Genomic DNA, 25,101 nt, shown 5'->3' with positions numbered 1-25,101 from the left:
GGGTTCAAATCCCACCGTCACCGCTCCAGACCCCCTCGAATGAGGGGGTCTTTGCGTTGCCGTTGGGATCAACCAGGTTCGGGCTGACCATGGCCAACTCAGGGCTTCGTTCGCGTCGGAATTTCCGAAGACTTCCGACAGAAGTCCCGCACTGGGTGGAGAAGCTGCGTCGCCCGTCCCGTTGGTGAATGCGATTGAACGCCCGGTTGCGGCCTCGCAACGCGTCAAGCAGCATGGCCGAACCGCTCTGCACGGTATCCTTCGCGGTAGAATTGCTCTGATGATGACCAGACGGACTCGCTCGAGTCGATCCCGGGAAGGCCATCTGGTCGTACCCTGATCCGTGCGCCTCCTCGTGTTCGTGAAGCCCAACCCCATCACGAAGACACAAGGAGAACTATGACAGCTCGTTTCAACCACATGATCATCGCCTCGCACGAGCCGGAGGCGATGGCCGCCTTTTACATCGACCTGCTCGAAGCGGAGGAGGTCGAATCGTGGGGCATTTTCACCAATATCCGCATCGGCGACGGGGTGCTGCTGCAGTTCGCGGCACCTCCCATCGAGTTTCCGCCGCAGCACTATGCCTATCAACTGGACGAAGCACACTTCGATCGTGCATACGACAAGATCTTGGAGCAGGGTCTGGAGCACTGGGCAGACGCTAGGCGATCCCGGCAGGGGGAGATCAACCGCGACCACGGCGGGCGCGGTGTGTATCTGCTCGACCCGTCCGGTCACTACCTGGAGTTACTCACAGGCGCCTACGTGTGACCTGACTGTCCCGCGAAGTCACTCCATGCGCGACGCCCACTGCCACAACGGCCGTTATCCCGGGGGCGGATTTGAAGTGCCACGTACCGAGTTGTTCGCGAATCGGGTTGCCCAGCAACGGCCTGTGGTTAGTATGAAGCCACGTTTACTTCTCACGGATCGTCTGGCGCGTACCCGCCAGGAAGGAATGACAACTTGGCATCGATAACGTTCGACCGCGTTTCACTGCAGTACCCGGGTGCCGAGCGCCCGTCGGTCAGTGATTTCAATCTCCACATCGACGACGGTGAGTTCCTCGTGCTGGTCGGCCCCTCTGGCTGCGGCAAATCGACAACCCTCAGGATGCTCGCTGGGCTCGAGCAGGTCACCGAGGGCTCCATCTACATCGACGACAAGGACGTCACGGAGATGGACCCGAAAGAGCGGGACATCGCCATGGTGTTCCAGAATTACGCCCTCTACCCGCACATGTCGGTGGCGGAGAACATGGGATTCGCGCTCAAGCTGTCGAAGACGCCGAAGGACGAGATCAGGCGCCGGGTCGAAGACGCGGCAGAGCTGCTCGACCTGAGCGAGTTCCTGGAGCGGAAACCGAAGGCGCTCTCGGGGGGCCAGCGGCAGCGCGTCGCGATGGGCAGGGCCATCGTGCGCAACCCGCAGGTCTTCTGCATGGATGAGCCGCTCTCGAATCTGGATGCGAAATTACGTGTGCAGACCCGTTCGCACATCGCGGGCCTCCAGCGCCGGCTCGGTGTTACGACGGTCTATGTCACGCACGACCAGGTCGAGGCGATGACCATGGGCGACCGGGTCGCGGTGCTCGACAAGGGCGTGCTGCAGCAGGTCGACACTCCTCGCGTGCTCTACAACCGCCCCGATAACGTCTTCGTCGCCGGGTTCGTCGGTTCACCGGCAATGAATTTGATCGAGACGACTGCCGACTCGGACGGCAACGTCAGGCTCGGAGCCATCGCGATCGCGGGCGACGGCAAGATACGGCCGAAACAAGCGGTCACGGTTGGTGTTCGTCCCGAACACCTGCGCGTGACAGAAGGGGAGGGCATCGACGTCGAGATCGATCTCGTCGAGGAACTGGGCTCCGACGCATATGTCTACGGCCGCGGGCACCTGCCCGGCGAACCGCTCGTCGTCTCCCGGTTCGAAGGACAGACGCCTCCTGCCAAGGGGGAGCGGATCAGGTTGGACGCAGCTGTCGAATCCGTGCACGTTTTCGACACGGAAAGCGGAAATCGAATCAACATTTCATAACCCTTTGGCCGATTACTGGTCGGCGGAAGGAAAAAGGGGAATACTGGAGCCATCCGCTGCGGCGACGCAACGGTGAAACTCGAGTGGTTTCAATGCTGGATGGGCAGGGCCCACGCTCTGCTCCTCAGCGATAACGGAATGAAAAGGCAAGGGAGCAGTTCATGAAGCGCAGAACGAGTGCGATAGCGCTAGGGGCGATCGCAGCACTGGTCTTGTCGGGGTGCAGCGGCGGTGACGCCGACGGCGGCACCGAGGAGGGTCTCGACGGTCGCGGGCCGATCTCCTTCGCGATGGGCACGAACGATGCCGGCAAACTGCAACCGATCATCGAAGCGTGGAACGAAGAGAACCCTGACGAGCAGGTCTCGCTGGTCGAGCTGCCGCAGGAGGCCGACGGGCAACGTGACACGCTCGTGCAGTCCCTGCAGGCAGAGAGCAGCGACTACGACGTCATGGCACTCGATGTCACCTGGACGGCGGAGTTCGCCGCGAACGGATGGCTGCAGCCGCTCGAAGGCGACCTCGAGCTCGACACGTCCGGGCTGCTGCCAGCAACGGTCGACAGCGCAACCTACGTGGACACGCTGTACGCCGCCCCGCAGAACACGAACGCGCAGCTGTTGTTCTACCGCACCGACATCGTCGACGAAGCGCCGACGACCTGGGACGACCTGCTCGGCTATCGCGACGCGGCCGATGCCGAAGACCTCGATCTGCTGATCATGCAGCTGCAGAACTACGAGGGCCTGACAGTCCAGACGACCCAGGCGATCAACTCGTGGGGCGGGGCCGTCGTCGACGCCGACGGACAGACTCCCGTCGTGGATTCGCCCGAGGCGACCGCCGGCATCCAGGCGCTCGCGGACGCCTACGAGAACGGCGACATCGCACAGCGCACGAACGGCTTCACGGAGGAGCAGACGAACCTCGCATTCCTCGCGGGCGAAGCGGTCTTCGCGTACAACTGGCCGTACATGTACGACACGGCAACGAGCGAACCGACCTCCGAGGTTGGCGACGACTTCGACGTCGCAGCGATCGTCGGCCCCGACGGGCCAGGAGCATCCACGCTCGGCGGATACAACAACGGCATCAATGTGCATTCCGAGAACAAGGGGACGGCGTTCGACTTCATCCAGTTCATCCTGAGTGAAGAGAACCAGCGCGGTTTCGCGCAGGAGTCCTTCCCGCCGGTGCTCGCATCCATCTACGAGGATGAAGCGCTGATCGACGAGTTCCCGTACCTCCCCGCACTGCAGGAGGCGCTCGAGAACGCACAGCCGCGACCCGTGACTCCCTACTACGCGGGTGTCTCACGGGCGATCGCCGACAACGCGTACTCGGCGATCGTCGAGGGCCGGCCCGTTGATGAAGCCGTGGCCGACATGAGCTCGGCCATTACGTCAGCGACGGGTAACTAGCCGACGAGTGTGTCGTGCCGTCGGCCCAGGAGTCGGCACGGCACACTCGTTCTCACGCAAGTGATCTTGCCCGGAGTCGGATGCCCGGGCGGCATCCACCCCGGCTCCAGCACAGAAGACGCCCAGCACTGAGGACCCAGAGAGCAGAAGCGCATGAGTGACTCCGCAAAGACGCGGCGAACGGACGCCGAGCCTGCCCCCACGAGGCGTTGGCGCGGGGATCGTGCATCGGCCGCGTGGCTCATCGCACCCGCCATGATCGTGCTGGCGATCGTCATCGGGTATCCGATCGTGAGTGCGATCATCCAGTCGTTCTCGCAGGACCGCATCTTCAATGAACAGACCGGCTTCTTCGAAGAGGGTGGTTTCGCGGGCCTGCAGAACTACTGGGGCTGGCTCATGCAGGATTGCGGCAATGGCATCAACTCCTGCCCGAGGGGCACCGCTGGCAGCCAGTTCTGGCAGTCGATCGGCGTGACATTCTTCCTGACCGGCGTCACCGTCGTGATCGAGGTGCTGCTGGGCTTCTGGATCGCCATCATCATGGGCCGCAATCTCTGGGGCCGAGGTCTTCTCAGGGCAGCGGTACTCGTGCCGTGGGCCATCCCGACCGCTGTCACGGCGAAGCTGTGGGCGTTCATCTTCGCGCCGCAGGGCATCGTCAACAGCATCACGGGGCTCGACACCCAATGGACGACCGGCACCTGGGAGCTGTTGACCGCCGTCATCATCGCGGATGTCTGGAAGACGACACCGTTCGTTGCGCTGCTGATTCTCGCCGGCCTCCAGATGATCCCGAAAGATGTCTACGATGCGGCGAAGATGGACGGCGCGACCCGCTGGCAGCAGTTCACCAAGGTGACGCTACCGCTCGTGAAGCCGGCGTTGCTCGTCGCGATCCTGTTCCGCCTTCTCGACGCACTGCGCATGTACGACCTCCCGGCCATCATGCAGGGCAATACGTCGGGGCCGGCGACCACGATGTCGATGCTTGTCACCGCGACGATCCGAGAGGGGCAGTTCGCGAACGCTTCGGCGCTGTCGACGATCGTGTTCCTGATCATCTTCGCCTGCGCCTTCCTCATGGTGAAGGGCCTCGGCGTGAACGCCGTCGACCAGGCGCAGCCGAATCGCCGCAAAGTCGGGGCAGGGAAGAGCAAGAAGGGTACGTCCGCAGACACGAGTTCGACGAAGGCAGTCGTGATGCCAAGAGAAGACGCGGGAGGGAAGTGAGATGACCGACACGGCAGAGAAGCCAGTGCAGCGGCGCATCCGCACAGGCGAAGGATGGGGCACCTACGTCAGCGGCGCCGTCATCGTGCTCGGATGCCTGCTCCCCTTCTACTGGATGATGGTCGTCGCCTTCCGCGACGTGGGCTACACGTTCAGCACGATCCCCTGGCCGACGCACGTCACGTTCGACAACTTCGTCGCAGCGCTCAACACCTCGAGCGGCAACAACATGCTGCGCGCGATCGGCAACTCTCTCGTCATCAGCGCGGTCACGACGACGGCGGCCGTGCTGCTCGGCGTCACGGTGTCGTATGCGCTCGCGCGCCTCAAGTTCGCGGGCAAGGGCTTCGTCACGGGCATCATCCTGGCCGCGTCGATGTTCCCCGGCGTCGCGCTCGTCACACCGCTGTTCCAGCTGTTCACCGACATCGGCTGGATCGGCACGTACCAGGCGCTCGTGATCCCGAACATCTCGTTCGCGCTACCGTTGACGATTTATACGCTGACAGCATTCCTGCACGATCTGCCGTGGGAACTCGAGGAGGCCGCCCGCGTCGATGGTGCGACGAGGGGGCAGGCGTTCCGCAAGGTGATCCTGCCGCTCGCGGCACCCGCCGTGTTCACGACCGCGATCCTTGCGTTCATCGCGACCTGGAACGAATATCTGCTCGCAAGCCAGCTGTCCAGGCCGAACGTCGAACCCGTTACGGTGGCGATCGCGAGATTCTCTGGCGATAATCCCTACATTCAGCCCTACGCGGCCATCATGGCGGCGGGCACCATCGTGACCGTGCCACTCGTCATCATGGTGCTGATCTTCCAGCGCCGCATCGTCGCGGGTCTCACGGCCGGCGGCGTCAAGAGTTGAGCAGCGCGTGAACAAACGCAACCGGCACGTGCAGCGCAATCAGTTGCAGATGTGGCTGGGGTTCCTCGGCTTCTTCGCGGCCATCGCGGTGCTGTCGGTCATCGGATCAGTGGTGATGGGTTACCCGCTGCAGCCGCTGGGTGTCCTTGTGATGATCGGCCTGATCGTCGGGTTCCTGCTCCTGCTGCGCAGATACCGTTCGCTCGATTGAACCAGGTTCGCTACCGGGTGTTCGCAAATCCGTGAGGAGGTCCTGCCCTCGGCGCTAGAAGGTTTTTATGGGTCTGGACGGCGTCTGGAGCCGTAAGAACCGTCTAGCGGTGCGGATGGGCGGCGGTCGAGGGTCAGGCGTCGCGCAACCGCAGCAGCCGCGCCTGGCCGTCCTCGCGCACCTCGACGAGGGCATCCCGCGCGGCAATGAAGTCGGAGAACGACTTGTGCCCGAGCGACTTCTCGTTGAACACCGGGTCCATACGCTTCATCTGCTCCTTCACGACGTTCGCGTGCAGCCACTCGTCGTCGGTCTTCTGGTGCAGGATGCGCAGCGCCCGTTCGAGCAGCCCGCTCGCGTTGTCAGCGGGGTCGCGTTCGCCGGTGGACTGCTGCTGGGAAGCACCGCTTCGTGCCGAGGTGCTGCGTCGTTTCCTCTGCGACTTCTTCGCCTGCCCTGCCGCAGAAGTCTGCTGGTCATCGGTCTTCGCGGATGCGGTGCTCTCGCCTGCGGGTTGCTCGCTCGCTACCGTGACAGGCTCGATGCCCGGCAGCGCGTCGTAATCGGCGAACTCGTCGCACGCGGCCGCAAGCGACTTCGATGTCGAGCCGGCGACTCCTATCCCGACGACGAATTTGCCGAGTCGTTTGGCGCGCTGCGCGAGAGCGATGTAGTCGCTGTCGCCCGCGACGATGACGACGTGCGTGATGTCATCGAGCCGGAAGAGATCCTCCACGACGTCGACGGCGAGCCGGATATCGGCGCCGTTCTTCAACGCTCTTGTCGTCGGGAACATCTGCACGAGATCGACCGCTCTCGCCAGCAGCTGCTCCCGGTAGGCGGCGTGAGCGGGAACCGACCAGTCGGCGTATGCGCGGCTGAGGACGATCGAGCCGTAGCTCGAGGCGTAGTCGATCACGGCGCCGAGATCGACGGTGGCCTCGCGGAAGCGCGTCCGCACTTTCGACTCACGCCCGTCGACGGGCAGGTTGCGCACCTTGTCGGAGTGGAAGGAGCCGCGTCCGTGCAGCTGGTCGTAGCGGGAGATGACGATGTTGTCGAAGTCGATGTAGACGGCGACGCGGGTCTGGGGCTGATCTGCCATGTCACTCAGTCTTGCAGGTGTCGATGGCAAGCTCTACGTCGATTCGTCAGAGCTACATCGAAAGTGCCGCGAGCCCTTTCTCGGTCTATACGCACAGTCATCCAAATTGCCTTGAGTCGCCGCATGGACCGAGAAGGGCGCTGCGCGAGATACCGCAGCAGTTCTCGAACGCGTGGCACGGCATTGCGGACCACCCCCGCCGGCCGGTTAGGCTTTTCGCGTGGAAACCACTGAGACTCCCGCGCTGTCGGGATACGACGGGTACTTGTTCGACCTGGACGGCGTACTCACGCCGACCGCGTCAGTGCACATGCTCGCATGGCGCACGATGTTCAGCGAGCTGTTCACGCAGTGGAGTGTCGCCGAACCGTACAGTGACGCCGATTACTTCGCCTCGCTCGACGGCAAGAAACGGTATGAGGGCGTGCAGTCGCTCCTGGCGACTCGCGGCATCGAGCTGCCCTACGGTTCGCCGGACGACGAACCGGGCAACACCTCGGTCTGCGCAATCGGCAATCTCAAGAACGTTGTGTTCCTGCGCCTGCTCGAACTCGAACCGGTCGCGCCGTACGTGGGCTCGCTGCACCTGCTCGATGAGCTGCAGGGCAGTCCGCTTGCCGTGGTGTCGAGCTCGAAGAACGCGGAGCAAGTGCTCGTATCCGCAGGTTTGCGTGACCGATTCGCGGTTGTCGTCGACGGTACCGTCGCCGAGCGCGAGGACATCCCGTCGAAGCCGGCTCCCGACATGTTTCGATCCGCGGCGGAGCGCCTCGGCGCCGACCCTGCGAACTGCATTGCGTTCGAGGATGCCCTCAGCGGTGTCGCGTCGGCCAGGAGCGCGGGCGTGGCACTCGTCGTCGGCGTCGATCGCGGCGTCGGAGAAGAGGCGCTCATGCGCGAGGGCGCGCACATCGTCGTCGAAGACCTCGGCGATTTCCTGTAACAGCGTCCGATGAGGACCCGCAGTGAGGAGACCAGCATGATCGATCGAGACCGATTTCCCGTCGATCCGTGGCGATTGATCGAGACGTCGCTGTCGTTCGACGACCTCGGCGTGACCGAGACACTGTTCACGGTCGGCAACGGGTACCTGGGCCTGCGGGGCAACAGCCCCGAGGGCAGGCATGCGCACGAGCACGGCACGTTCATCAACGGGTTCCACGAGGTCTTCCCGATCAGGCACGCAGAGAAGGCCTTCGGATTCGCAGAAGTCGGGCAGACGATCATCAACGCGCCCGACGCGAAGGTCATGCGCGTCTTCGTCGATGACGAGCCGCTGTCGCTCGATCTCGCCGACATCCGCGATTACGAGCGCGTGCTCGATCTGCGCACCGGTCAGCTCACTCGTTCTATGCGCTGGGTTACGCCCAGCGGCAAGCACGTGCAGATCGATTCGAGCACGATGGTGTCGTTCGAGGACCGACATCTGGCGGTCATGTCGCTGACGGTGACCGTCCTCAACGCCGACGCGGCGGTCGAGATCGACTGTCAGGTCGTCAATCGACAGGACGGCGGGGACGTCTACGGTGCCGTGTCGCAGACGGCCGCGGAGATCGACCCCAGGAGGGCCGAGCAGATCAGTGAGCGCGTCCTCGTGCCGCAGGAATGCTGGCAGCAGGGCCGGCGCACTGCGCTGTCGTACAGGGCGGCGAACTCGGGCATGACGGTTTCGGTCGTCGCGGAGCACGTGCTCGAGACCGAAAATCCCGTGGTAGATCGTTCATCGATCGACCAGGACATCGCCAACAACGCGTTCAGGACGCGCGCGAAGGCGGGTGCCCCCATCAAAGTCACGAAGTTCGTCGGCTATCACACGTCACGTGGTGTGCCCGCGCACGAGCTCGTCGATCGCGGCTGCCGCACGGTCGAGCGGGCGATGCTCGAAGGCGACCGTGTGCACGCACAGCGGCAGGCTGCCTGGTGCGAGGCGTTCTGGGAGCGCTCGGACGTCGAGATCGAAGGTGAGGACGAACTGCAGCAGAGCGCTCGCTGGTGCATCTTCCAGACGGCGCAGGCAGCGGCAAGAGCAGATGGTGCGGGAGTTCCCGCAAAGGGGATGAGCGGCTCCGGCTACAGCGGCCACTACTTCTGGGACACCGAGTGCTACGTGCTGCCTTTCCTGACCTACACGAGCCCGCAGTGGGCGAGGAATGCCCTGCGGATGCGCTACCTGATGCTGCCAGCGGCCAGGCGTCGCGCCGTGCAGCTTGCGGAGGCGGGCGCGCTCTTCCCGTGGCGCACGATCAATGGTGAGGAGTCGTCCGCGTACTACGCTGCGGGCACGGCGCAGTATCACATCAACGCCGACATCACCTACGCGCTGGGCAAGTACGTGCGGGCGACGGGGGACGACGAGTTCCTGCAGCGCGAAGGGATCGACATCGCGGTCGAGACCGCGCGTATGTGGGCCACACTCGGCTTCTGGCGACACTCCAGCAACGGTGTCGAAGAGAGTACCTTCCATATCCACGGCGTGACCGGCCCGGACGAGTACACGACGGTCGTCAACGACAATCTCTTCACGAACGTCATGGCCCGGCACAACCTGCGATTCGCGGTTCGCAACGTCCGGGAGATGGCCGATGCCGCGCCGGCGGACTACGAGTCGATGGTCGAGCGCCTCGATCTCGACCTGGCGGAAGTCGAGGCGTGGGAGGCAGCGGCCGACGCCATCCACATCCCGTACAGTGAAGCGCTTGGCATCCACCCGCAGGATGCGGTCTTCCTCGAGCGCGAGGTCTGGGATCTTGAGAACACTCCGGACGAGCAGCGCCCACTGCTGCTGAACTTCCACCCGCTCGTGATCTATCGCTACCAGGTGCTCAAGCAGGCCGATGTCGTGCTCGCGCTCTTCCTGCAGGGCAACCACTTCACGCCCGAGGAGAAGCGGGCGAACTTCGAGTACTACGATCCGTTGACGACGGGGGACTCGACGCTTTCTGCTGTCGTGCAGTCGATTCTCGCGGCCGAGGTGGGCTACGGAGACCTTGCGCTCGAGTACTTCCGCGATGCCGCGTTCGTCGACCTCGCCGACCTGCACGGCAACACGGCCGACGGTGTTCACGTGGCCTCTGCTGCCGGTGTCTGGACGGCACTCGTCTACGGTTTCGGCGGATTCCGCGACCACTACGGCGAGCTGTCGTTCGAGCCGCGCCTGCCGGCGGCGTGGCCGTCGCTGAAGTTCGTGCTGCACTGGCACGGGATGCGCATCCGCGCCACCGTCACGGCCGACGAACTGCAGCTGGTCGCCGGCGAAGGCGAGGGCGTCGACGTGACGGTCGAGGGCGCGAAACACTGGCTGTGCGGCGGCGAAACACTCACGGTGCCGCTGTCGAAGGAGCGGCTATCCCTGCCGGGTCGGCCGACGCTCGGTCACTACGCCGATTCGCGCCGCGAGGACGGCTCCATGCTGTCGGCTTCTGTGCCGTCGGCCTCGGTCTCGACGGGTGTATACGGCGCCGCCGCGGAGGTGACGGCACCCGACGACCATGATCACGGTCCGCTCGTCTAGCCTCGAAGGATGGAGCGGATGAAGCTCAGGCGCAGCGCTCTGCTGCTGGTTGCTGCCTTGCCGCTTTCCCTGATCGGATGCGCGGAGCAGGTCGACGAACATCCCGCAGAAGACTCGACGGAAGCGGTCTTCACGGAGGACGATGCGAAGCGCGTCGAGGATCGATCGCAGGAGCTGTTCACGCAGGGGCTCGAGTTCGCAGAAGACGGCAGCCTCTTCCACTCGGGAGGCCGATACGGGGAGTCGCGGGTCGTTAAAACCGATCCGTCCGGTGCCGTGATCGCCGAGTACGAGTTGCCCGACGAGCACTTCGCAGAGGGGCTGACGGTCGTCGACGACGAGGTCTATCTGCTCACGTGGCGCGAGAACGTCGTGCACGTGCTGAGCGCCGATGACCTCACGCCGCTGCGGACCTTCCCGCTCGAGACGGAGGGCTGGGGCACCTGCTATTCGGACGACGGCCAGCTGTGGGTCTCGGACGGCACGGCCGAGGTGCGCGGCTATGACCCGGCCAGCATGATCGAGCAGACGTCGCGCACCATCGTCGATGGCGGCGGTGACGAGATCGAGGGCATCAACGAGCTCGAGTGCATCGGCGACGAGATCTGGGCGAACCTCTGGCAGGAAGAACTCGTCATCGTCTTCGATCGGGGCACTGGCGAGATCGTTCGGATGCTCGATTTCAGCGACCTCACGCCCGAGTGGGCCGGGAACAACGAGGTGCTCAACGGCATTGCGTTCGATGCGGAGGCCGACGAGATCTGGCTCACCGGCAAGCTCTGGGAGCACTTCTTCATCTTCGACTATGCGGAGTTGCGCGGCGCGGAGTAGCCTCTCGGTGATTGATTCCAAGGGGTGATTGGGTTGCGTAAAGGTTGATGGTTCCCCGGAACGTCACCGGAGTGTGCCCGATGTATGGATTTTCCCGAATGTATGGCTATCGGCCAGACCTTCGGGCGCAATCGCGCGTTCCCCCGACATTCAGCACACCACTACGGGTCGTAGCGCTTCGGCCGGTACACCTGCGAGACGAGCTCTCGTAGATCATCCAGCGAGCCGTGCAGCACGCCCGCTGCCCTCGCCTGCACGAGCAGATTGCCGATCGCACTAGCCTCGACCGGGCCCGCGACCACGGGCACGCCGGTGCGTCGCGCTGTCAGCTGGCAGAGCAGTCCGTTCTGCGAACCGCCTCCCACGATGTTGACCTGCGTTACCGCTCTGCCCGCGATCCGCTCGATGTCCTGCAGCGTCTTCGCATAGGCTTCCGCGAGCGACTCGAGAATGCATCGCGTGATGGCGACGCGCCCCTCTGGCGGTTCGATGCCGCGGTCGTCGAACCAGCGGTGGATGCGTTTCGGCATGTCCCCGGGCGGGTAGAAGACATCGTCGGTCGGGTCGAAGACCGGCACTTCACGGTCGTACGACGCCGCTGCGTTCAGCAGCTCGTGCAGCTCGACGGATGATCCATCGGCCTCCCACGTCCTTTTCGATTCGCTCAGCAGCCACATCCCCATGACGTTCTTCATGAAGCGATTGCGGCCATCGACGCCACCTTCGTTCGTGAAGTTCGCCCGCTCGGCTTCCTCGTTGGCGATCGGTGCCGGGGTCTCGATGCCGACGAGCGACCAGGTTCCCGACGAGATGTAGGCCGCACCTTCGGCGAGCGGCGCAGCGACGACAGCCGAGGCCGTGTCATGAGAGCCGACGGCGTACACGTGCGGATCCCCGTGCACGCCGTGGTGGTCGCGCAAGTGCGGCAGCAGCGACCCGACCGCGGTCCCCGGCTCGATCAGCGGAGGCAGGATGCCCGGGTCTATCCCCAGCATCCCCATCAGCTCGAGGTCCCACGTGTCGTCGAGTGCGAGCATCCCCGTTGTAGAAGCGTTCGTCCGCTCGATCGCCGTCCGTCCTGTCATCCAGTAGTTGAACAGATCCGGCAGCAACAGCATCGAATCGGCGAGCTCGAGCATGCCGCGCTCGCGGTCCACGGAAAGCTGGTTGATGGTCGTGAACGGCATGCGCTGCAGACCGCAGCGCGTGTAGAGGTCCGGCTGCGAAATGACGGCGTCGACGAGTTGCAAGCCCCGCTCGGTGCGCGAATCGCGATACGAGTAGGGCACCGAAAGCAGCGATTCCCCTCGCAACAGCCCGTAATCGACAGCCCACGAGTCGACGGCGATACCCGCAACCGGCGCCTCCTGTGTCGCGGCGGCAATGCCGTCGAGGGCTGCCGAGAACAGCGACAGCACCGACCAGTGCAGTCCGTCGCCGAGCATGACCGGCCGATTCGTGAACCTCGCCGCCTCCGTGACCCGGAACTCGTCCGGCGCCACCTCGCCGATCATCACGCGCCCGCTGGAGGCGCCGAGATCGATAGCGGCAAATCGTGTCGGTGACGTCATCCGAACCCCTTAGCGCAGGAACGCTGCTGCAACACCGGAGTCTACTGGGACGTGCAGTCCTGTCGTGTGCGTCAGTTCCGGACCCGTCAGTACTATCACCGCGTTCGCAACGTGCTCGGGCAGCACCTCGCGCCCCAGCAGTGTCCGGCCCGCGTAGTACTTGCCGAGCTCCTCTTCCTTCACGCCGTAGACTTTCGCGCGGCTTGCTCCCCAGCCACCGGCGAAGATGCCCGAGCCTCGGACAATCCCGTCGGGGTTGATGCCGTTGACGCGAACTCCGTGTTGGCCGAGCTCTGCGGCGAGCAGCCGAACCTGATGCGATTGGTTCGCCTTCGCCGCTGAGTACGCGATGTTGTTCGGGCCGGCGAAGACGCCGTTCTTCGAAGAGATAAAGACGATGTCTCCTCCGAGCTGCTGATCGATCAGCACTTGAGCCGCTGCCTTCGACACCAGGAATGAACCCTTGGCCATGACATCGTGCTGGAGATCCCAGTCGGCTTCCGTCGTCTCGACAAGCGGCTTCGACAGTGACAGCCCGGCGTTGTTCACGACCAGGTCGAGGCCGCCGAAGGCGAGTACCGCGGCATCTACCGCTGCCCGCACATCCGCTTCGTTCGTAACGTCGCACGCGACGCCGACGGCAATGTCCGGGCCGCCCAGCTCCGCTGCGGCAGCAGCAGACTTCTCTTCCGACAGATCCGCGATCACGACGCAGGCGCCCTCGCTCGCCAGTCGGGCGGCGATCGCCTTGCCGATGCCGGATGCCGCGCCCGTGACGAGGGCGATGCGGCCCGCGTGCTGCTTCGGCTTCGGGCGACGCTGCAGCTTCGCCTCCTCGAGCGCCCAGTACTCGATCCGGAACTTCTCCGAATCGGGAATGGGAGTGTAGGCCGACAGCGCTTCCGCGCCACGCATGACGTTGATCGCGTTGACGTAGAACTCGCCTGCGACCCTGGCGGTCTGCTTGTCAGCACCGTACGAGAACATGCCGACGCCGGGGACCAGGATGATCGCAGGGTCCGCCCCGCGCAGCGCGGGGGAGTCGGCATCGGCGAAACGCTCGTAGTAGGCGCGGTAGTCGTCGCGGTATTCGGCGTGGAGTTCCCGCAAGCGCTCTATGCTCTCTTCCACGGGAGCATCCGCGGGCAGATCCAGAACGAGGGGCTTGACCTTCGTGCGCAGGAAGTGGTCGGGGCAGGATGTTCCCAGCGGCGCGAGACGCCGGTGCGCTTCGTGCGCGAGAAAGTCGGTGACGACGGTGTCATCGGTGAAGTGGCCAACCATCGGACTGTCCATTGAGGCGATGGCGCGCAGGTGCGGCGCGAGCGCTGCGGCCTTGGCCCTGCGCTCGCTTTCCGGAAGCGCCGCATAGCCTTCGAGCTCCTCCCCGAACGGCTGAGCCTCGCCGTGATCGCGGATGAACCGCTCTGCCGTGCGGATGATCCAGAGCGAGTTCTCCTTGCTCTCCTCGCTCGTCGCGCCCCAGGCCGTGATGCCGTGCCCGCCGAGGATGCAGCCGACAGCCTCCGGGTTCGCACGCTGAATCTCGCGAATGTCGAGGCCGAGCTGGAATCCGGGTCGGCGCCACGGAACCCAGACGACTCTGTCGCCAAAGATGCGCTGCGTGAGCGCTTCCCCATCGGCCGCCGTAGCGACGGCGATACCGGCGTCGGGGTGCAAATGGTCGACGTGCGGCTGCTCTACGAGGGCGTGCATGGCCGTGTCGATGGAAGGGGGCGCGCCTCCTGCCCCGTGCTTGCAGTACTCGAACGCCGCGACCATCTCGTCTTCGCGATCGACGCCGGGATAGACGCCCTCGAGCGCGCGCACACGATCGAGCTGGAGCACTGCGAGGCCGCCCTCGGTCAGCGTGCCGAGATCACCGCCGGAGCCTTTGACCCACAGCAGATCGATCTCTTCGCCGGTGACGGGGTCGCGCCCCGTGCCCTTCGCGGAGGTGTTCCCGCCCGCGTAGTTCGTGTTGCGTGCATCCGCCCCGAGTTCGTGCGACCGTGCGATCAGTTCTTCCGTCGTGCTCATCCGTCGTTCCTTACCCTTCGTGCGCTACGCGCCCCAGCTCATCTGCGTACCGCCTACGCGGTCTTCTGCGATCCGCTCCTGATAACCCGACGCCAGGAATGCCCGCATCGGATTCTCGGGGAGGCCCTTCGCCGCCCGGTAGTCGGCCAGCAGCGGCCGCACGTCGGTGCGGAAGGCGTCTTCGAATATCTCGTTCGCGAGCAACACGTCGCAGTCACGACGGGCAGCATCGAGCGCCACAGTGTCGAGGGAGAGCGCCTTCGCCACCGCCTCCTGCACGTTCAGCACACTCTTGATCTGCCCCGGAATCTTCGCCTCGATGTTGTGGCACTGATCGAGGACGAGCTGAATATCCGGGCTTCCGTAGCCGCCGCCAGCGACCAGCTCGACGATGATCCTGAAGAGCTGGTACGGGTCCGCGGCGCCGACGATGAGATCGTCGTCCGCGTAGAACCGGGAGTTGAAATCGAAAGCACCGAGTTTCCCGAGACGCAGCAACTGCGCCACGATGAACTCGATGTTGGTGCCGGGAGCGTGGTGGCCCGTGTCGAGCACGACCATGGCCTTCTCGCCGAGGGCGAGGCAGTGCGCATAGCTCGTACCCCAGTCCGGGACATCCGTGTGGTAGAACGCCGGCTCGAAGAACTTGTACTCGAGCACCATGCGGTGATGCTCACCCAGCCGGTCGTAGATCAGCCGCAGTGACTCCGCAAGATGATCCTGCCTGGCGCGAATCGAGTCCTGGCCGGGGTAGTTCGTGCCGTCGGCGAGCCAGATCTTCAGATCACGGCTGCCGGTTGCGCCCATGATGTCGATGCATTCGAGATGGTGGTCGATCGCCTTCCGCCGAACCTTCGCATCGGGGTGCGTCAGGCTGCCGAACTTGAAGTCTTCGTCCTGGAAGGTGTTGGAGTTGATCGTGCCGAGCGTCACACCCTCGTCTTCCGCGTGCCGCAGGAGCGCATCCCAGTCGTCGACGGCATCCCACGGATAGTGCAGCGCAACGGTGGGGGCCAGACCCGTGAACCTGTGCACCTGCGCGGCGTCGGAGATCTTCTCGAACGGATCGCGTGGCGTACCGGGAGTGCCAAAGACCCGGAACCGCGTGCCCGAATTGCCGTAGGCCCAGCTGGGCACTTCGATCGCGAGGCGGTCGAGATCCGCGCTATCGGGGGTGATTGCCATCGTTTCCTCCTTCGCGTGCAGCACTGCACGGTCTTTCCGAGCACAAGCTTGCACCATCAAAGTTTCAAACGCAAGTGATTCTGTTCGTTTCGATAGTCAGAATTGAAAGCGGTGATTGCTTGCTGTACGCAGTATTTGCAAGAGATTCCTGCCAATTTCACCGCTTTTCTGAAATTCACTATAAAGCTTCGTACGAAAATTTTTTGGTTACGATTGCATCTCAAAGGATTGCGAAACAAGAAATGTCGCGTTACGGTTGCTCCAAACCACGCACGAAGGAGTCGCGGATCGTGAACGAGCGGGAGACACGCATTCTCGAAGTACTCGAGGAGCACGGAGCGGTGCAGGTCATCGACCTGGCCGAGCAACTCGCGGTTTCGGCCGTCACCGTCCGCAAGGATCTCGAAGCGCTCGAGCAGCGACGACTGCTGAAGCGCATCCGCGGAGGAGCGACCCGGCCCGCGCCCAACGTCGAGGGTGAGTTTCCCGAGCGTATTGCGGTGTCCGCCCGCGCGAAGAAAGCCGTTGCGGTCGCCGCCGCCGAACTGATAGAAGACGGCGACACCGTCGCTTTCGACACCTCGAGCACCGCCCACTTCATCGCTCGCGAAGTTCTCGATCGTCGTGATCTCGTCGTGATCACGCAGTCGATTCCAACGGCCACGCTGTTCTTCGAACGGTCGAGCGCACAGGTCATCATGCCCGGCGGCATCCTTCGCAGGGCATCCAGCGGACTCGTCGGTACCAGACCGGAGCACCTTGCGGGGCGCGGCCGTATCGCGAAAGGGTTTTTCGGCGTTACCGGGCTCTCGACGCTCGGTGGCCTGCTCGAACTCGGGCTCGACGAGTCGGAGTCGAAGCGGGTCGTCGCAGAATCGTGCGATGAGATCTACGGTGTCTTCGCATCCGATAAGGCCGGCGGCTTCGGCTTCCATTCGTTCTGCCCCGTGAGCTCGGTCACGGGTCTCATAACCGACGAGGACTTCCCGGCGAAAGACGTCGCCGAATGGCAGGCGGAGGGAGTCGAGGTGCGACTCGCTCCTCTCGCGCGGCCGACAGCACAGCAGGATTCACAGGACCGTGGCGCGACTGCGTCAAGGAGAACGGGTCGGGCGTGAAGAGCGCACTCTGCCCGGTAACACAACACAAGGAGAGACAATGAGATTCAAGCGCAAGGTCATGGGCGCCCTCGCGTTGGCGGCCACCGGCGCCCTCGTGCTCGCCGGTTGCACCGACCGTAATGACACGGGCGGCGGCGACGGCGACACCAACGGAGGCGGCGACGCGAGCGACGTGACCGTCGCGTTCGTGCCGAAGCTGCAGGGCATCCCGTACTTCGAAGCCATGAACACCGGTGGTCAGGCCGCAGCGGATGAGCTCGGCTTCAACTGGCTCTATCAGGGCCCGACAACGGCAGACGCGGCCGCGCAGGCCGACATCGTGCGCTCGTTCATCCAGCAGGGTGTCGATGTGCTCTTCGTCGCACCGAACGACCCCGATTCGATGGCGCCGCTGCTGCAGGAAGCGCAGGACGCTGGAATCAGCGTGGCGACGACCGACACCGACGCACCGGATTCGGTACGCGAGCTCTTCGTGAACCAGGCCGGCGTCGAAGGCGTCGCCCACGCACTCACCGACGAGCTCATGGACGCCATGGGTGGCGAGGGCAAGTACGCGATCGTCTCGTGCGGTGAGACCGCGGCGAACCTGAACGCCTGGATCGCGGTGCAGGAGGAGTACACGGCCTCCGACTACCCCGATGCGGAGATCGTCGATGTCGTCTATGCGGGTGAAGACCAGGCGCAGGCGACCGCGATGGCAACCGACCTCATGAACGCGCACCCCGATCTCACAGGCCTGATCGGTGAATGCACGTCCAGCGCACCGGGTGTCGCGCAGGCCGTTGAAGACGCCGGTCGCATCGGTGAAGTGCACACGGTCGGCCTCGGTACGCCGCAGTCGATGGCGCCGTACCTCGAGAGCGGTTCCTCCGCAGCATCGGTCATCTGGGACGTCGAGGCGCTCGGCTACCTGACGGCATGGGCCGGTCAGCAGTTGGCGCTCGGCGAGGAGATCCCCGCTGAGGTTCAGGCGGGCCCCGCGCAGGAGGCCTCCTATGACGCGGACACCAGCGAACTGCTGCTCGGGCCGCCGCTGATCGTGACCGACGAGAACGCGGGCGACTACGACTATTAATCGTCGGTAGTTGACCAGGGTGGGGCGCCGGATCGTCTCGGCGCCCCACCCGCACATCCCCCTCATGAAGGAGCACTGACGCTCATGGCTACTAGCGACGCGACCCCGCGTCTGACGATGACCGGCATCTCGAAGAGCTACGGCGGTGTGCGGGCCATCCGCAACGCGGACTTCACCGTGCAGCCCGGCTCCGTGAACGCGCTCGTTGGTGAGAACGGTGCCGGGAAGTCCACACTCATCAAGATTCTCGCGGGCGCCGAATCTGCCGACACCGGCACGATCACGCTCGACGGCAAACAAGTGCGCATCGGCAGTACGTCCGACGCCATCCGACTCGGCATCCAAACCGTGTATCAGGAGCCGCAGCTCTTCGACGAGCTCAGCGTCGCCGAGAACTTCTTCATCGGCCGCGAAATCACGCGCGGCCCGGTGATCGACTGGAACGCGCAGGCCCCGCGGATGCTCGACCTCCTCGCGCTCGTCGGCCTCGATGCGAAGCACGCATCCCGCCCCGTCGGCGACCTCTCCATTGCGCAGAAACAGCTCGTCTCCATCGCGAAAGCACTGCTGGAGGACGCCTCCGTGCTCATCCTCGACGAACCCAGCGCAATTCTCACCGATCGCGAGATCGACACGCTTTTCGACGTCGTCCGCAAGCTGACGCAGGACGGCGTCTCCATCATCTACATCTCCCACCGCCTCGATGAGCTCTTCCGCATCGCCGACGAAGTCTCCATCATGCGTGACGGCAACACGGTGGGCCACGAACCCATCGAGAAGCTGTCCGTTCGCGAGATCGCGGAGCGGATGGTCGGCGGTGCGCTCAGCGAAGGCGCTCGTGAGGCAGGCGACCGCGGCGAGGTCGTGCTCGAACTGCAAGGGCTGTCGGCGGGCGAGAGCTTCTCCAACGTCGACCTATCCGTGCGCAAGGGCGAGATCGTCGGGCTGTACGGACTCGTCGGCTCCGGTGTCGCAGAAGTCGGCGAAGTCATCTACGGGATGCGGCGCGCATCCGCCGGCAGCATCGCGATCGACGGCAAGAAGACACGCATCGACTCGCCCGCCGATGCCAAGCGTCGCAGCATCCGCATGCTTCCCGCCAACCGTTCGCAGCAGGGCTCCTTCGCGTTTCAGAACATCGCGTTCAACATGACGATCGGCTCGCTGTCGAAACTGGGCCGATTCGGCACCGTACGGCCGAAGGCCGAACGCGACATCGCCCGCAGGCTCATCGACCGGCTCGCGGTCAAGACCCCGAGCGAGAAGCAGGTCATCAGCGCGATGTCGGGAGGGAACGCGCAGAAAGTGGTTCTCGCCCGACAGATCGTCGATCGGCCAGAGCTGCTCGTGCTCGCCGAGCCCACGCAGGGCGTCGACGTCGGCGCGAAGGAGGAGATCCACCAGATCGTTTCGGATCTCGCCGATCAGGGCACCGCGGTGCTCGTCATCACAACCGATCTCGCCGAGGTGCTGCGAATCTCCGACCGCGTCGTCGTCTTCCGCGAGGGAACACCGGTGCGCGAGTTCGGGCAGGACGCAACGCAGGCGGATCTGCTCGCGGTCGCGGCAGGAGCCGAGGAGGAAGCGGCATGAGTGAATCCGCCGTCAAGACCCAGCAGCAGCGGGTCAACACCCGCAAGATCCTGCCGCCTTTCGTCACTGGTCAGGAGATCGTGCTGATCGGCGTCATCGTCGTGCTCTGGGTGATTCTCGGGCTGACGACTCCCGCCTTCCTCGCCGCGGGCTCCGTCGGTCCGCTGCTCGTGCAGGTCGCGCCCATCGCAATCATCGGCGTCGGCATGACCTTCGTCATCATCACGGCCGGCATCGACGTCTCGGTCGGTTCCATCGTCATGGTCGCGGCGGTCGTGACGGCCCGTTCTCTCGTCGAATTCGGGCTGCCGTTCTGGCCGGCTCTGCTGCTGTCACTCCTTGTCGGTGCCGCACTCGGCGCTCTGAACGGGGTGCTCGTCGCCTACGGACGAGTGCACGCCATCATCATCACCTTCGGCACGATGAACCTCTTCCGCTTCATCGGATTGCAGGTGTTCGGCTCCTCGACCGTGAACAACATGCCGCCGACGTTCAACTTCTTCGGGCGCGGGGATGCCGGCTCCACGCTGGGCATCCCGCACGCGTTCGCGATCGCCGTCGTCATCACCGCAATCGCATGGTGGTATCTGCGATACACGAAGGGCGGCCGCAGCCTGTACGCGATCGGCGGCAATGCCCACGCGGCCAGGCTCGCGGGCATCAAAGTGCAGCCGCGCATCCTCATGGTCTACGCGCTGACGGGTCTGCTGGCCGGTCTCGCCGCCTGCATGACGCTCGCGGCGGGAACTTCGACGCTCGACCAATCGGTCGGCACGGGCCGCGAACTGCAGGTCATCGCCGCCGTCGTCATCGGCGGAACCTCCATCATCGGTGGCCGCGGCTCCGTCGTGGGCACGCTCCTGGGCGCGCTGCTCGTGCAGACCGTGTCGAGCGGTGTCGTCCAGCTCGGATGGCCGTCGCAGCTCGCGTTCTTCTTCGTCGGGCTTTTCATCGTCATCGCTGTCGGCACCGACTTAGTTCGCGAACGAGCAAGGAGGCGATCATGACAACGCAGACCACTGCACAGCGCCGCGGCCCCTCGCTCGGTGAAAGAGTAGGGCTCTTCGCGCAGGATCGCGGTATCCAGCTGCTGATCCTCGTCGTGATTCTCGTCGTCGTCATGTCGATCCTCAACGGCGCCGGCGTGACGATCGGCCGGGTCAACTCCGACTACTTCGCGAGCGCGCTCATCAGTTTCGTGCCGCTCGCGCTGCTCGCAATCGCGCAGCTGTTCGTCATCACCTCCGGGAAAGGAGGCATCGACCTCTCCGTCGGCTCGATGGTCTCGCTTTCCGGCATGGCCTTCGGCATCAGCCTCGTCGACTGGGGCTGGACGGTACCCGCCGCGATGATCTTCGCCGTCATCGTCGGCACCGGGCTCGGCGCGATCAACGGACTGCTCTCCGCGTATCTCGGGTATCCGGCGCTCATCACGACGCTGGCAACGTACTACGCCTATCGCTCCATCGCACTCGTGGTCACGGACCAGAAGCCGGTCTCGGGGTCCGAAATTCAAGACTTCTACCAGTCGGTCGCAGCGGTCGAGCTGCCGCTGATCGGCGGGCAGCTGCCGCTGTTCCCGCTCGGACTGTTCACGTTCTTCCTGCCCGTCGCGGTCATCGCCTGGCTCGTGCTCAACCGCACCGCCTACGGTCGCAAGCTGTATGCGATCGGCACGAACGACACGGCAGCGCAGTGGGCGGGCGTCGACACACGACGCACCAGGCTGACGGCGTTCATGGTCTCGGGCCTGCTCTCCGGCCTCGTCGGCGTCTACACGGTTGCGCAGTTCGCCTCCGCGCGGCCGGATGCCGGCACCGCGGGCTCGGGCATGGCGCTGCCGGCGATCACGATCGCCGTCCTCGGTGGCGTCGCCATCACCGGCGGTATCGGCAAGCTCGGCAGCGTCGCGCTCGCAGCGCTGCTCATCACCTGGCTGAACGCCTCGATCCTGATGCTCGTACCCGGCAACGAGGGCGCGCAGGTGCAGCTGCTTGCACTCGGCGTCGTACTGCTCGGTGCTTCGCTCTTGGACGGCTGGCTGCAGAACCGCCGAAAGCGAGGAGCAGTCAAACCGCCGACGCTCACGGCCGCGATCGCGCTGGGTGACAAACCGATGGTGGACACTCCGGCTGCTGATACCACCGCGGCTGCGCAGGGCATCGACGAGCCGGTCGATAGCGCCGATAGCGAAAGCGATAGCCGATGACGGCCGTCATCGGCGTCGACTTCGGAACGCTGAGCGCTCGCGCCGTCGTTGCCCGAATCGAAGACGGCGCCGAACTCGGCACGGGCGAGCGAGCCTACAGTCACGGCGTCATCCAGGAGGAGTTGCCCGGCGGAGTGCCGCTCGGCCCCGAGTGGGCGCTCGAGCATCCGAACGACTGGCTGGATGCGCTGCGAGCCGCGGTGCACGTCGCGCTCGCGGACGCCGGCATCGACCCGCAGGAGATCATCGGTCTCGGAATCGACACGACGGCGTCGACGCCGCTGCCGATACTGGCCGACGGAACACCGCTGTGCCTGCTGCCCGAGTTCGCCGATCGACCGCACGCCTGGCCGAAACTCTGGAAACACCACGCGGCGCAGCCGCAGGCCGATCGCATCAACGAAACCGCGCGTACAACGGGCCAGCCCTGGCTTGCCCGCTACGGCGGACTCATCTCGAGCGAGTGGCAGTTCGCCAAGGCTCTGCAGGTGTTCGAGGAAGACCGCGAAGTGTTCGACCGCATAGATCACTGGGTCGAGTGCGGCGACTGGCTCGTGCAGCAGCTGACCGGCCGGCTCGTGCGTGGTGTTTCCGTCAACGGCTACAAGGGCATCGTGCAGGACGGGTCGCTGCCGAGCGAGGAGTACCTGGAGGCGCTCGCACCCGGCTTCTCGGCCATCCTGCCACTGTTGGACGGCGAACGGCTGCCGCAGGCGGCCCGGGTCGGCGGCCTGCTGCCCTCGTTCGCCGAGCGCCTCGGTCTGCCGGAGGGCATCGCTGTCGCGGTCGGCAACGTGGATGCGCACGTCACAGCCGCGAGCGTCGGCTCGGTCGACGCCGGGAGCATGCTCGCGATCATGGGCACGTCGACGTGCCACGTCATGAACGGCGTCGAGCTCGCAGAGGTCGATGGCATGTGCGGCGTTGTCGACGGCGGCATCGTCGAAGGGCGCTGGGGCTACGAGGCCGGGCAGTCGGGTGTCGGAGACATTCTCGCCTGGTACGTCGATCAGCAGGTGCCGCCGCGCGTGCACGAGGCGGCGAACCGTGCCGGGATGAGCATCCACGAGTACCTGACGGAGCTCGCGTGGCAGCGACCCGTCGGCGCGCACGGACTCGTTGCGCTCGACTGGCACGGCGGGAACCGTTCGGTGCTGGTGGATACGAGGTTGTCCGGCCTTCTCGTCGGTGCGACACTGGCGACCAAACCGGAGGATGTCTACCGAGCGCTCGTCGAAGCGACCGCTTTCGGTGCCCGAGTCATCGTCGAGACATTCAACGACGCCGGTGTTCGGGTCGAGCGGTTCTTCGCCGCTGGCGGGCTGCTGCGGAATCAGCAGCTCATGCAGACGTACGCCGACGTGCTGCGGATGCCGATCACGGTCGCCGAGAGCGAGCAGGCACCCGCGCTCGGATCGGCGATCCACGCGGCGGTCGCAGCGGGCGCCTACCCGGACATCGTGGCCGCAGCCGAGGCGATGGGCAGCGCTCGGGTCGACGCCTATGTACCGAATGCGACGCGCGCAGACGTCTACGACGAGATGTTCGCCGACTACCTGCTGCTGCACGATCGGTTCGGCAGGGGAGAGGACCTCCTGATGCACAGGCTGAAAGCCCGACGAGACGGGGCACTGCTGTGACCGCCGAGTTGCAGCGCGTGCGCGAGGATGTCGCCGGCCTGCACACGGAACTCGTCCGCTGGGGGCTCGTGATGTGGACGGCCGGCAATGTCTCGGCACGAGTGCCGGGCGAAGAGCTGTTCGTCATCAAACCCAGCGGTGTCGCCTATAGCGACATCACGTCCGAGTCGATGATCGTGTGCGACCTCGACGGCCGTGCCGTGCCCGGTTTGTCACGGGACGACCTCCTGCCATCGAGCGACACGGCAGCGCACGCCTACGTGTACCGGCACATGCCGGAGGTCGGGGGAGTCGTGCACACGCACTCGCCCTATGCGACGAGCTGGGCTGCGCGCGGCGAGGAGATTCCGTGCTGCCTGACGATGATGGCCGACGAGTTCGGCGGCCCCGTGCCGGTGGGGCCGTTCGCCGTTATCGGGGACGACTCCATCGGCCGCGGCATCGTCGAGACGCTGCGGGGCCATCGATCGCGGGCGGTACTGATGCAGAACCACGGGCCGTTCACGATCGGAGTGAGCGCCAGGGACGCGGTGAAAGCCGCCGTGATGGTCGAGGACGTCGCACGAACCGTGCACCTCGCAAGAGCGGGAGGCGAACTGCTGCCGATCAGTCAGGACCGCATCGATTCGCTCTACGAGCGATATCAGAACGTGTACGGGCAGGCGAGCGACGCGAGACGGGAGAGCACATGAACGACATCGACGCACTACTCGATCTCGCACACGCCGCGGGGGAGCCGGGGCGCGGCCTCGCGATCCTCGGTGAAGGGAACGTCAGCGCCAGCGCCGGTGAGGGGCGGATGCTCGTCAAGGCCTCCGGGTCGAACCTCGGGGCTGCCACGCCCGCAGACATCGTGGAGTGCGAGCTGGCACCGATCCTGGCGCTGCTCGACGACGCCGCCGCGGACGACGGGGCCGTTGGTCGAGCGCTGCTCGACTCGCGGGTCGACCCTGCCGCGAAGCGGCCCAGCGTCGAGGCGATGCTGCACGCCGTCGTGATCGATGCCGGTGCGGGCGCCGCCTGCCACACGCATCCCGAATCCGCGAACGGCATCCTGTGCTCGTCGAAAGCCGACTACCTGGTGCGCGGATCGCTCTTCCCCGACCAGATCGTGGTGCTCGGGCAGCGGGGGCTGTTGATCCCGTACGTCGACCCGGGCCTTGAGCTGGCGCGCACCGTGCGTCGCGAACTCACCGAGTTCGTGCGCTTGCACGGGCAGCTTCCCAAGATCGTGTACATGCAGAACCACGGCATCTTCGCGATCGGCGAAGACCCTGCGGAGTGTCTGCGGATCACCGAGATGGCCGACAAGTTCGCGAAGATCCTCACCGCGGCGCTCGCGGTCGGCGAGCCCAGGTTTCTGCCGGAGTCGGTGCTGGAGCGGATTGAACATAGAGACGACGAACACCATCGCCGTCGCATGCTGAAGGAAGGAAGGTGACCG

At 65.0% G+C, this 25,101-nt stretch carries 21 protein-coding genes; 17 read left to right on the top strand and 4 right to left on the bottom strand.

What is annotated here, in order from left to right; genetic code table 11:
• Nucleotides 1-399 precede the first annotated feature (399 nt).
• The 6 genes from Q0O95_RS04860 (at nt 400) to Q0O95_RS04835 (ending at nt 5,776) form a co-directional block, all read left to right on the top strand.
• Complete coding sequence (locus Q0O95_RS04860) at nt 400-774, top strand: VOC family protein (protein WP_293695931.1); 375 nt, start codon at nt 400-402, stop codon at nt 772-774.
• A gap of 195 nt (nt 775-969) precedes the next feature.
• Nucleotides 970-2,043 (top strand): sn-glycerol-3-phosphate ABC transporter ATP-binding protein UgpC, encoded by a 1,074-nt coding sequence (ugpC, locus tag Q0O95_RS04855; protein ID WP_293695930.1) that lies wholly within the window; start codon nt 970-972, stop codon nt 2,041-2,043.
• Between the two features lie 161 nt (nt 2,044-2,204).
• Nucleotides 2,205-3,464 carry an ABC transporter substrate-binding protein gene (locus Q0O95_RS04850; RefSeq protein WP_293695928.1) on the top strand — a complete coding sequence of 420 codons (1,260 nt, stop codon included), beginning with the start codon at nt 2,205-2,207 and terminating at the stop codon, nt 3,462-3,464.
• A 153-nt stretch (nt 3,465-3,617) separates the two neighbouring features.
• Complete coding sequence (locus Q0O95_RS04845; protein WP_293695926.1) at nt 3,618-4,697, top strand: carbohydrate ABC transporter permease; 1,080 nt, start codon at nt 3,618-3,620, stop codon at nt 4,695-4,697.
• A gap of 1 nt (nt 4,698) precedes the next feature.
• Nucleotides 4,699-5,565, top strand: a complete 867-nt coding sequence (locus Q0O95_RS04840) for a carbohydrate ABC transporter permease (protein WP_293695924.1) — start codon at nt 4,699-4,701, stop codon at nt 5,563-5,565.
• A 7-nt stretch (nt 5,566-5,572) separates the two neighbouring features.
• Complete coding sequence (locus tag Q0O95_RS04835; protein WP_293695921.1) at nt 5,573-5,776, top strand: hypothetical protein; 204 nt, start codon at nt 5,573-5,575, stop codon at nt 5,774-5,776.
• Between the two features lie 133 nt (nt 5,777-5,909).
• Here the strand turns inward: Q0O95_RS04835 and Q0O95_RS04830 are convergent, their stop codons facing one another.
• On the bottom strand, nt 5,910-6,881 hold the full coding sequence (locus tag Q0O95_RS04830) for an NYN domain-containing protein (protein ID WP_293695919.1): 972 nt from the start codon (nt 6,879-6,881) through the stop codon (nt 5,910-5,912).
• 220 nt (nt 6,882-7,101) lie between these two features.
• Here Q0O95_RS04830 and Q0O95_RS04825 point away from each other — a divergent pair, with 220 nt between their 5' ends.
• The 3 genes from Q0O95_RS04825 to Q0O95_RS04815 are packed head-to-tail and all read left to right on the top strand — an operon-like array spanning nt 7,102 to nt 11,223.
• On the top strand, nt 7,102-7,824 hold the full coding sequence (locus Q0O95_RS04825; protein ID WP_293695916.1) for an HAD-IA family hydrolase: 723 nt from the start codon (nt 7,102-7,104) through the stop codon (nt 7,822-7,824).
• Nucleotides 7,825-7,860: 36 nt separating this feature from the next.
• Nucleotides 7,861-10,392, top strand: coding sequence for a glycosyl hydrolase family 65 protein (locus Q0O95_RS04820; RefSeq protein ID WP_293695913.1), 2,532 nt, complete (start codon nt 7,861-7,863; stop codon nt 10,390-10,392).
• Between the two features lie 18 nt (nt 10,393-10,410).
• Entirely contained in the window at nt 10,411-11,223 is an 813-nt protein-coding gene (locus tag Q0O95_RS04815) for a glutaminyl-peptide cyclotransferase (protein WP_293695910.1), read from the top strand.
• A gap of 161 nt (nt 11,224-11,384) precedes the next feature.
• Here the strand turns inward: Q0O95_RS04815 and Q0O95_RS04810 are convergent, their stop codons facing one another.
• From Q0O95_RS04810 to rhaI, 3 genes are read right to left on the bottom strand one after another with little or no spacing between them, the layout of a single operon-like run.
• Nucleotides 11,385-12,794 carry a rhamnulokinase family protein gene (locus Q0O95_RS04810; protein ID WP_293695907.1) on the bottom strand — a complete coding sequence of 470 codons (1,410 nt, stop codon included), beginning with the start codon at nt 12,792-12,794 and terminating at the stop codon, nt 11,385-11,387.
• Between the two features lie 9 nt (nt 12,795-12,803).
• Nucleotides 12,804-14,834: a bifunctional aldolase/short-chain dehydrogenase gene (locus tag Q0O95_RS04805; protein ID WP_293695905.1), complete on the bottom strand. Its 2,031-nt coding sequence runs from the start codon at nt 14,832-14,834 to the stop codon at nt 12,804-12,806.
• Between the two features lie 24 nt (nt 14,835-14,858).
• Nucleotides 14,859-16,019, bottom strand: coding sequence for an L-rhamnose isomerase (gene rhaI / locus Q0O95_RS04800; RefSeq protein ID WP_293695903.1), 1,161 nt, complete (start codon nt 16,017-16,019; stop codon nt 14,859-14,861).
• Between the two features lie 290 nt (nt 16,020-16,309).
• Between rhaI and Q0O95_RS04795 the strand changes: the two genes are divergently transcribed.
• The 8 genes from Q0O95_RS04795 (at nt 16,310) to Q0O95_RS04760 (ending at nt 25,098) form a co-directional block, all read left to right on the top strand.
• A complete protein-coding gene (locus Q0O95_RS04795; RefSeq protein WP_293695901.1) occupies nt 16,310-17,137 on the top strand; it encodes a DeoR/GlpR family DNA-binding transcription regulator in 828 nt (275 codons plus the stop codon).
• Nucleotides 17,138-17,177: 40 nt separating this feature from the next.
• Entirely contained in the window at nt 17,178-18,215 is a 1,038-nt protein-coding gene (locus Q0O95_RS04790) for an autoinducer 2 ABC transporter substrate-binding protein (RefSeq protein ID WP_293695899.1), read from the top strand.
• 84 nt (nt 18,216-18,299) lie between these two features.
• Complete coding sequence (locus Q0O95_RS04785; RefSeq protein ID WP_293695897.1) at nt 18,300-19,808, top strand: sugar ABC transporter ATP-binding protein; 1,509 nt, start codon at nt 18,300-18,302, stop codon at nt 19,806-19,808.
• Nucleotides 19,805-20,815, top strand: a complete 1,011-nt coding sequence (locus tag Q0O95_RS04780) for an ABC transporter permease (RefSeq protein ID WP_293695894.1) — start codon at nt 19,805-19,807, stop codon at nt 20,813-20,815. The genes Q0O95_RS04785 and Q0O95_RS04780 overlap by 4 nt, the downstream gene beginning before the upstream one ends.
• Nucleotides 20,812-22,017 carry an ABC transporter permease gene (locus Q0O95_RS04775; protein ID WP_293695891.1) on the top strand — a complete coding sequence of 402 codons (1,206 nt, stop codon included), beginning with the start codon at nt 20,812-20,814 and terminating at the stop codon, nt 22,015-22,017. Before Q0O95_RS04780 ends, Q0O95_RS04775 begins: the two co-directional genes overlap by 4 nt.
• Nucleotides 22,014-23,657, top strand: coding sequence for a ribulokinase (gene araB / locus Q0O95_RS04770; protein WP_293695888.1), 1,644 nt, complete (start codon nt 22,014-22,016; stop codon nt 23,655-23,657). The genes Q0O95_RS04775 and araB overlap by 4 nt, the downstream gene beginning before the upstream one ends.
• On the top strand, nt 23,654-24,349 hold the full coding sequence (locus Q0O95_RS04765; protein WP_293695885.1) for an L-ribulose-5-phosphate 4-epimerase: 696 nt from the start codon (nt 23,654-23,656) through the stop codon (nt 24,347-24,349). Before araB ends, Q0O95_RS04765 begins: the two co-directional genes overlap by 4 nt.
• On the top strand, nt 24,346-25,098 hold the full coding sequence (locus Q0O95_RS04760; protein ID WP_293695882.1) for a class II aldolase/adducin family protein: 753 nt from the start codon (nt 24,346-24,348) through the stop codon (nt 25,096-25,098). Before Q0O95_RS04765 ends, Q0O95_RS04760 begins: the two co-directional genes overlap by 4 nt.
• The last annotated feature ends 3 nt before the right edge of the window (nt 25,099-25,101 follow it).

Origin of the sequence: uncultured Agrococcus sp. (genome assembly GCF_945915485.1) — a bacterium.
Taxonomy (GTDB): domain Bacteria; phylum Actinomycetota; class Actinomycetes; order Actinomycetales; family Microbacteriaceae; genus Agrococcus.
Note: the sequence above shows the minus strand (reverse complement) of the source record. Positions and strands in the feature narration are given on the sequence as shown.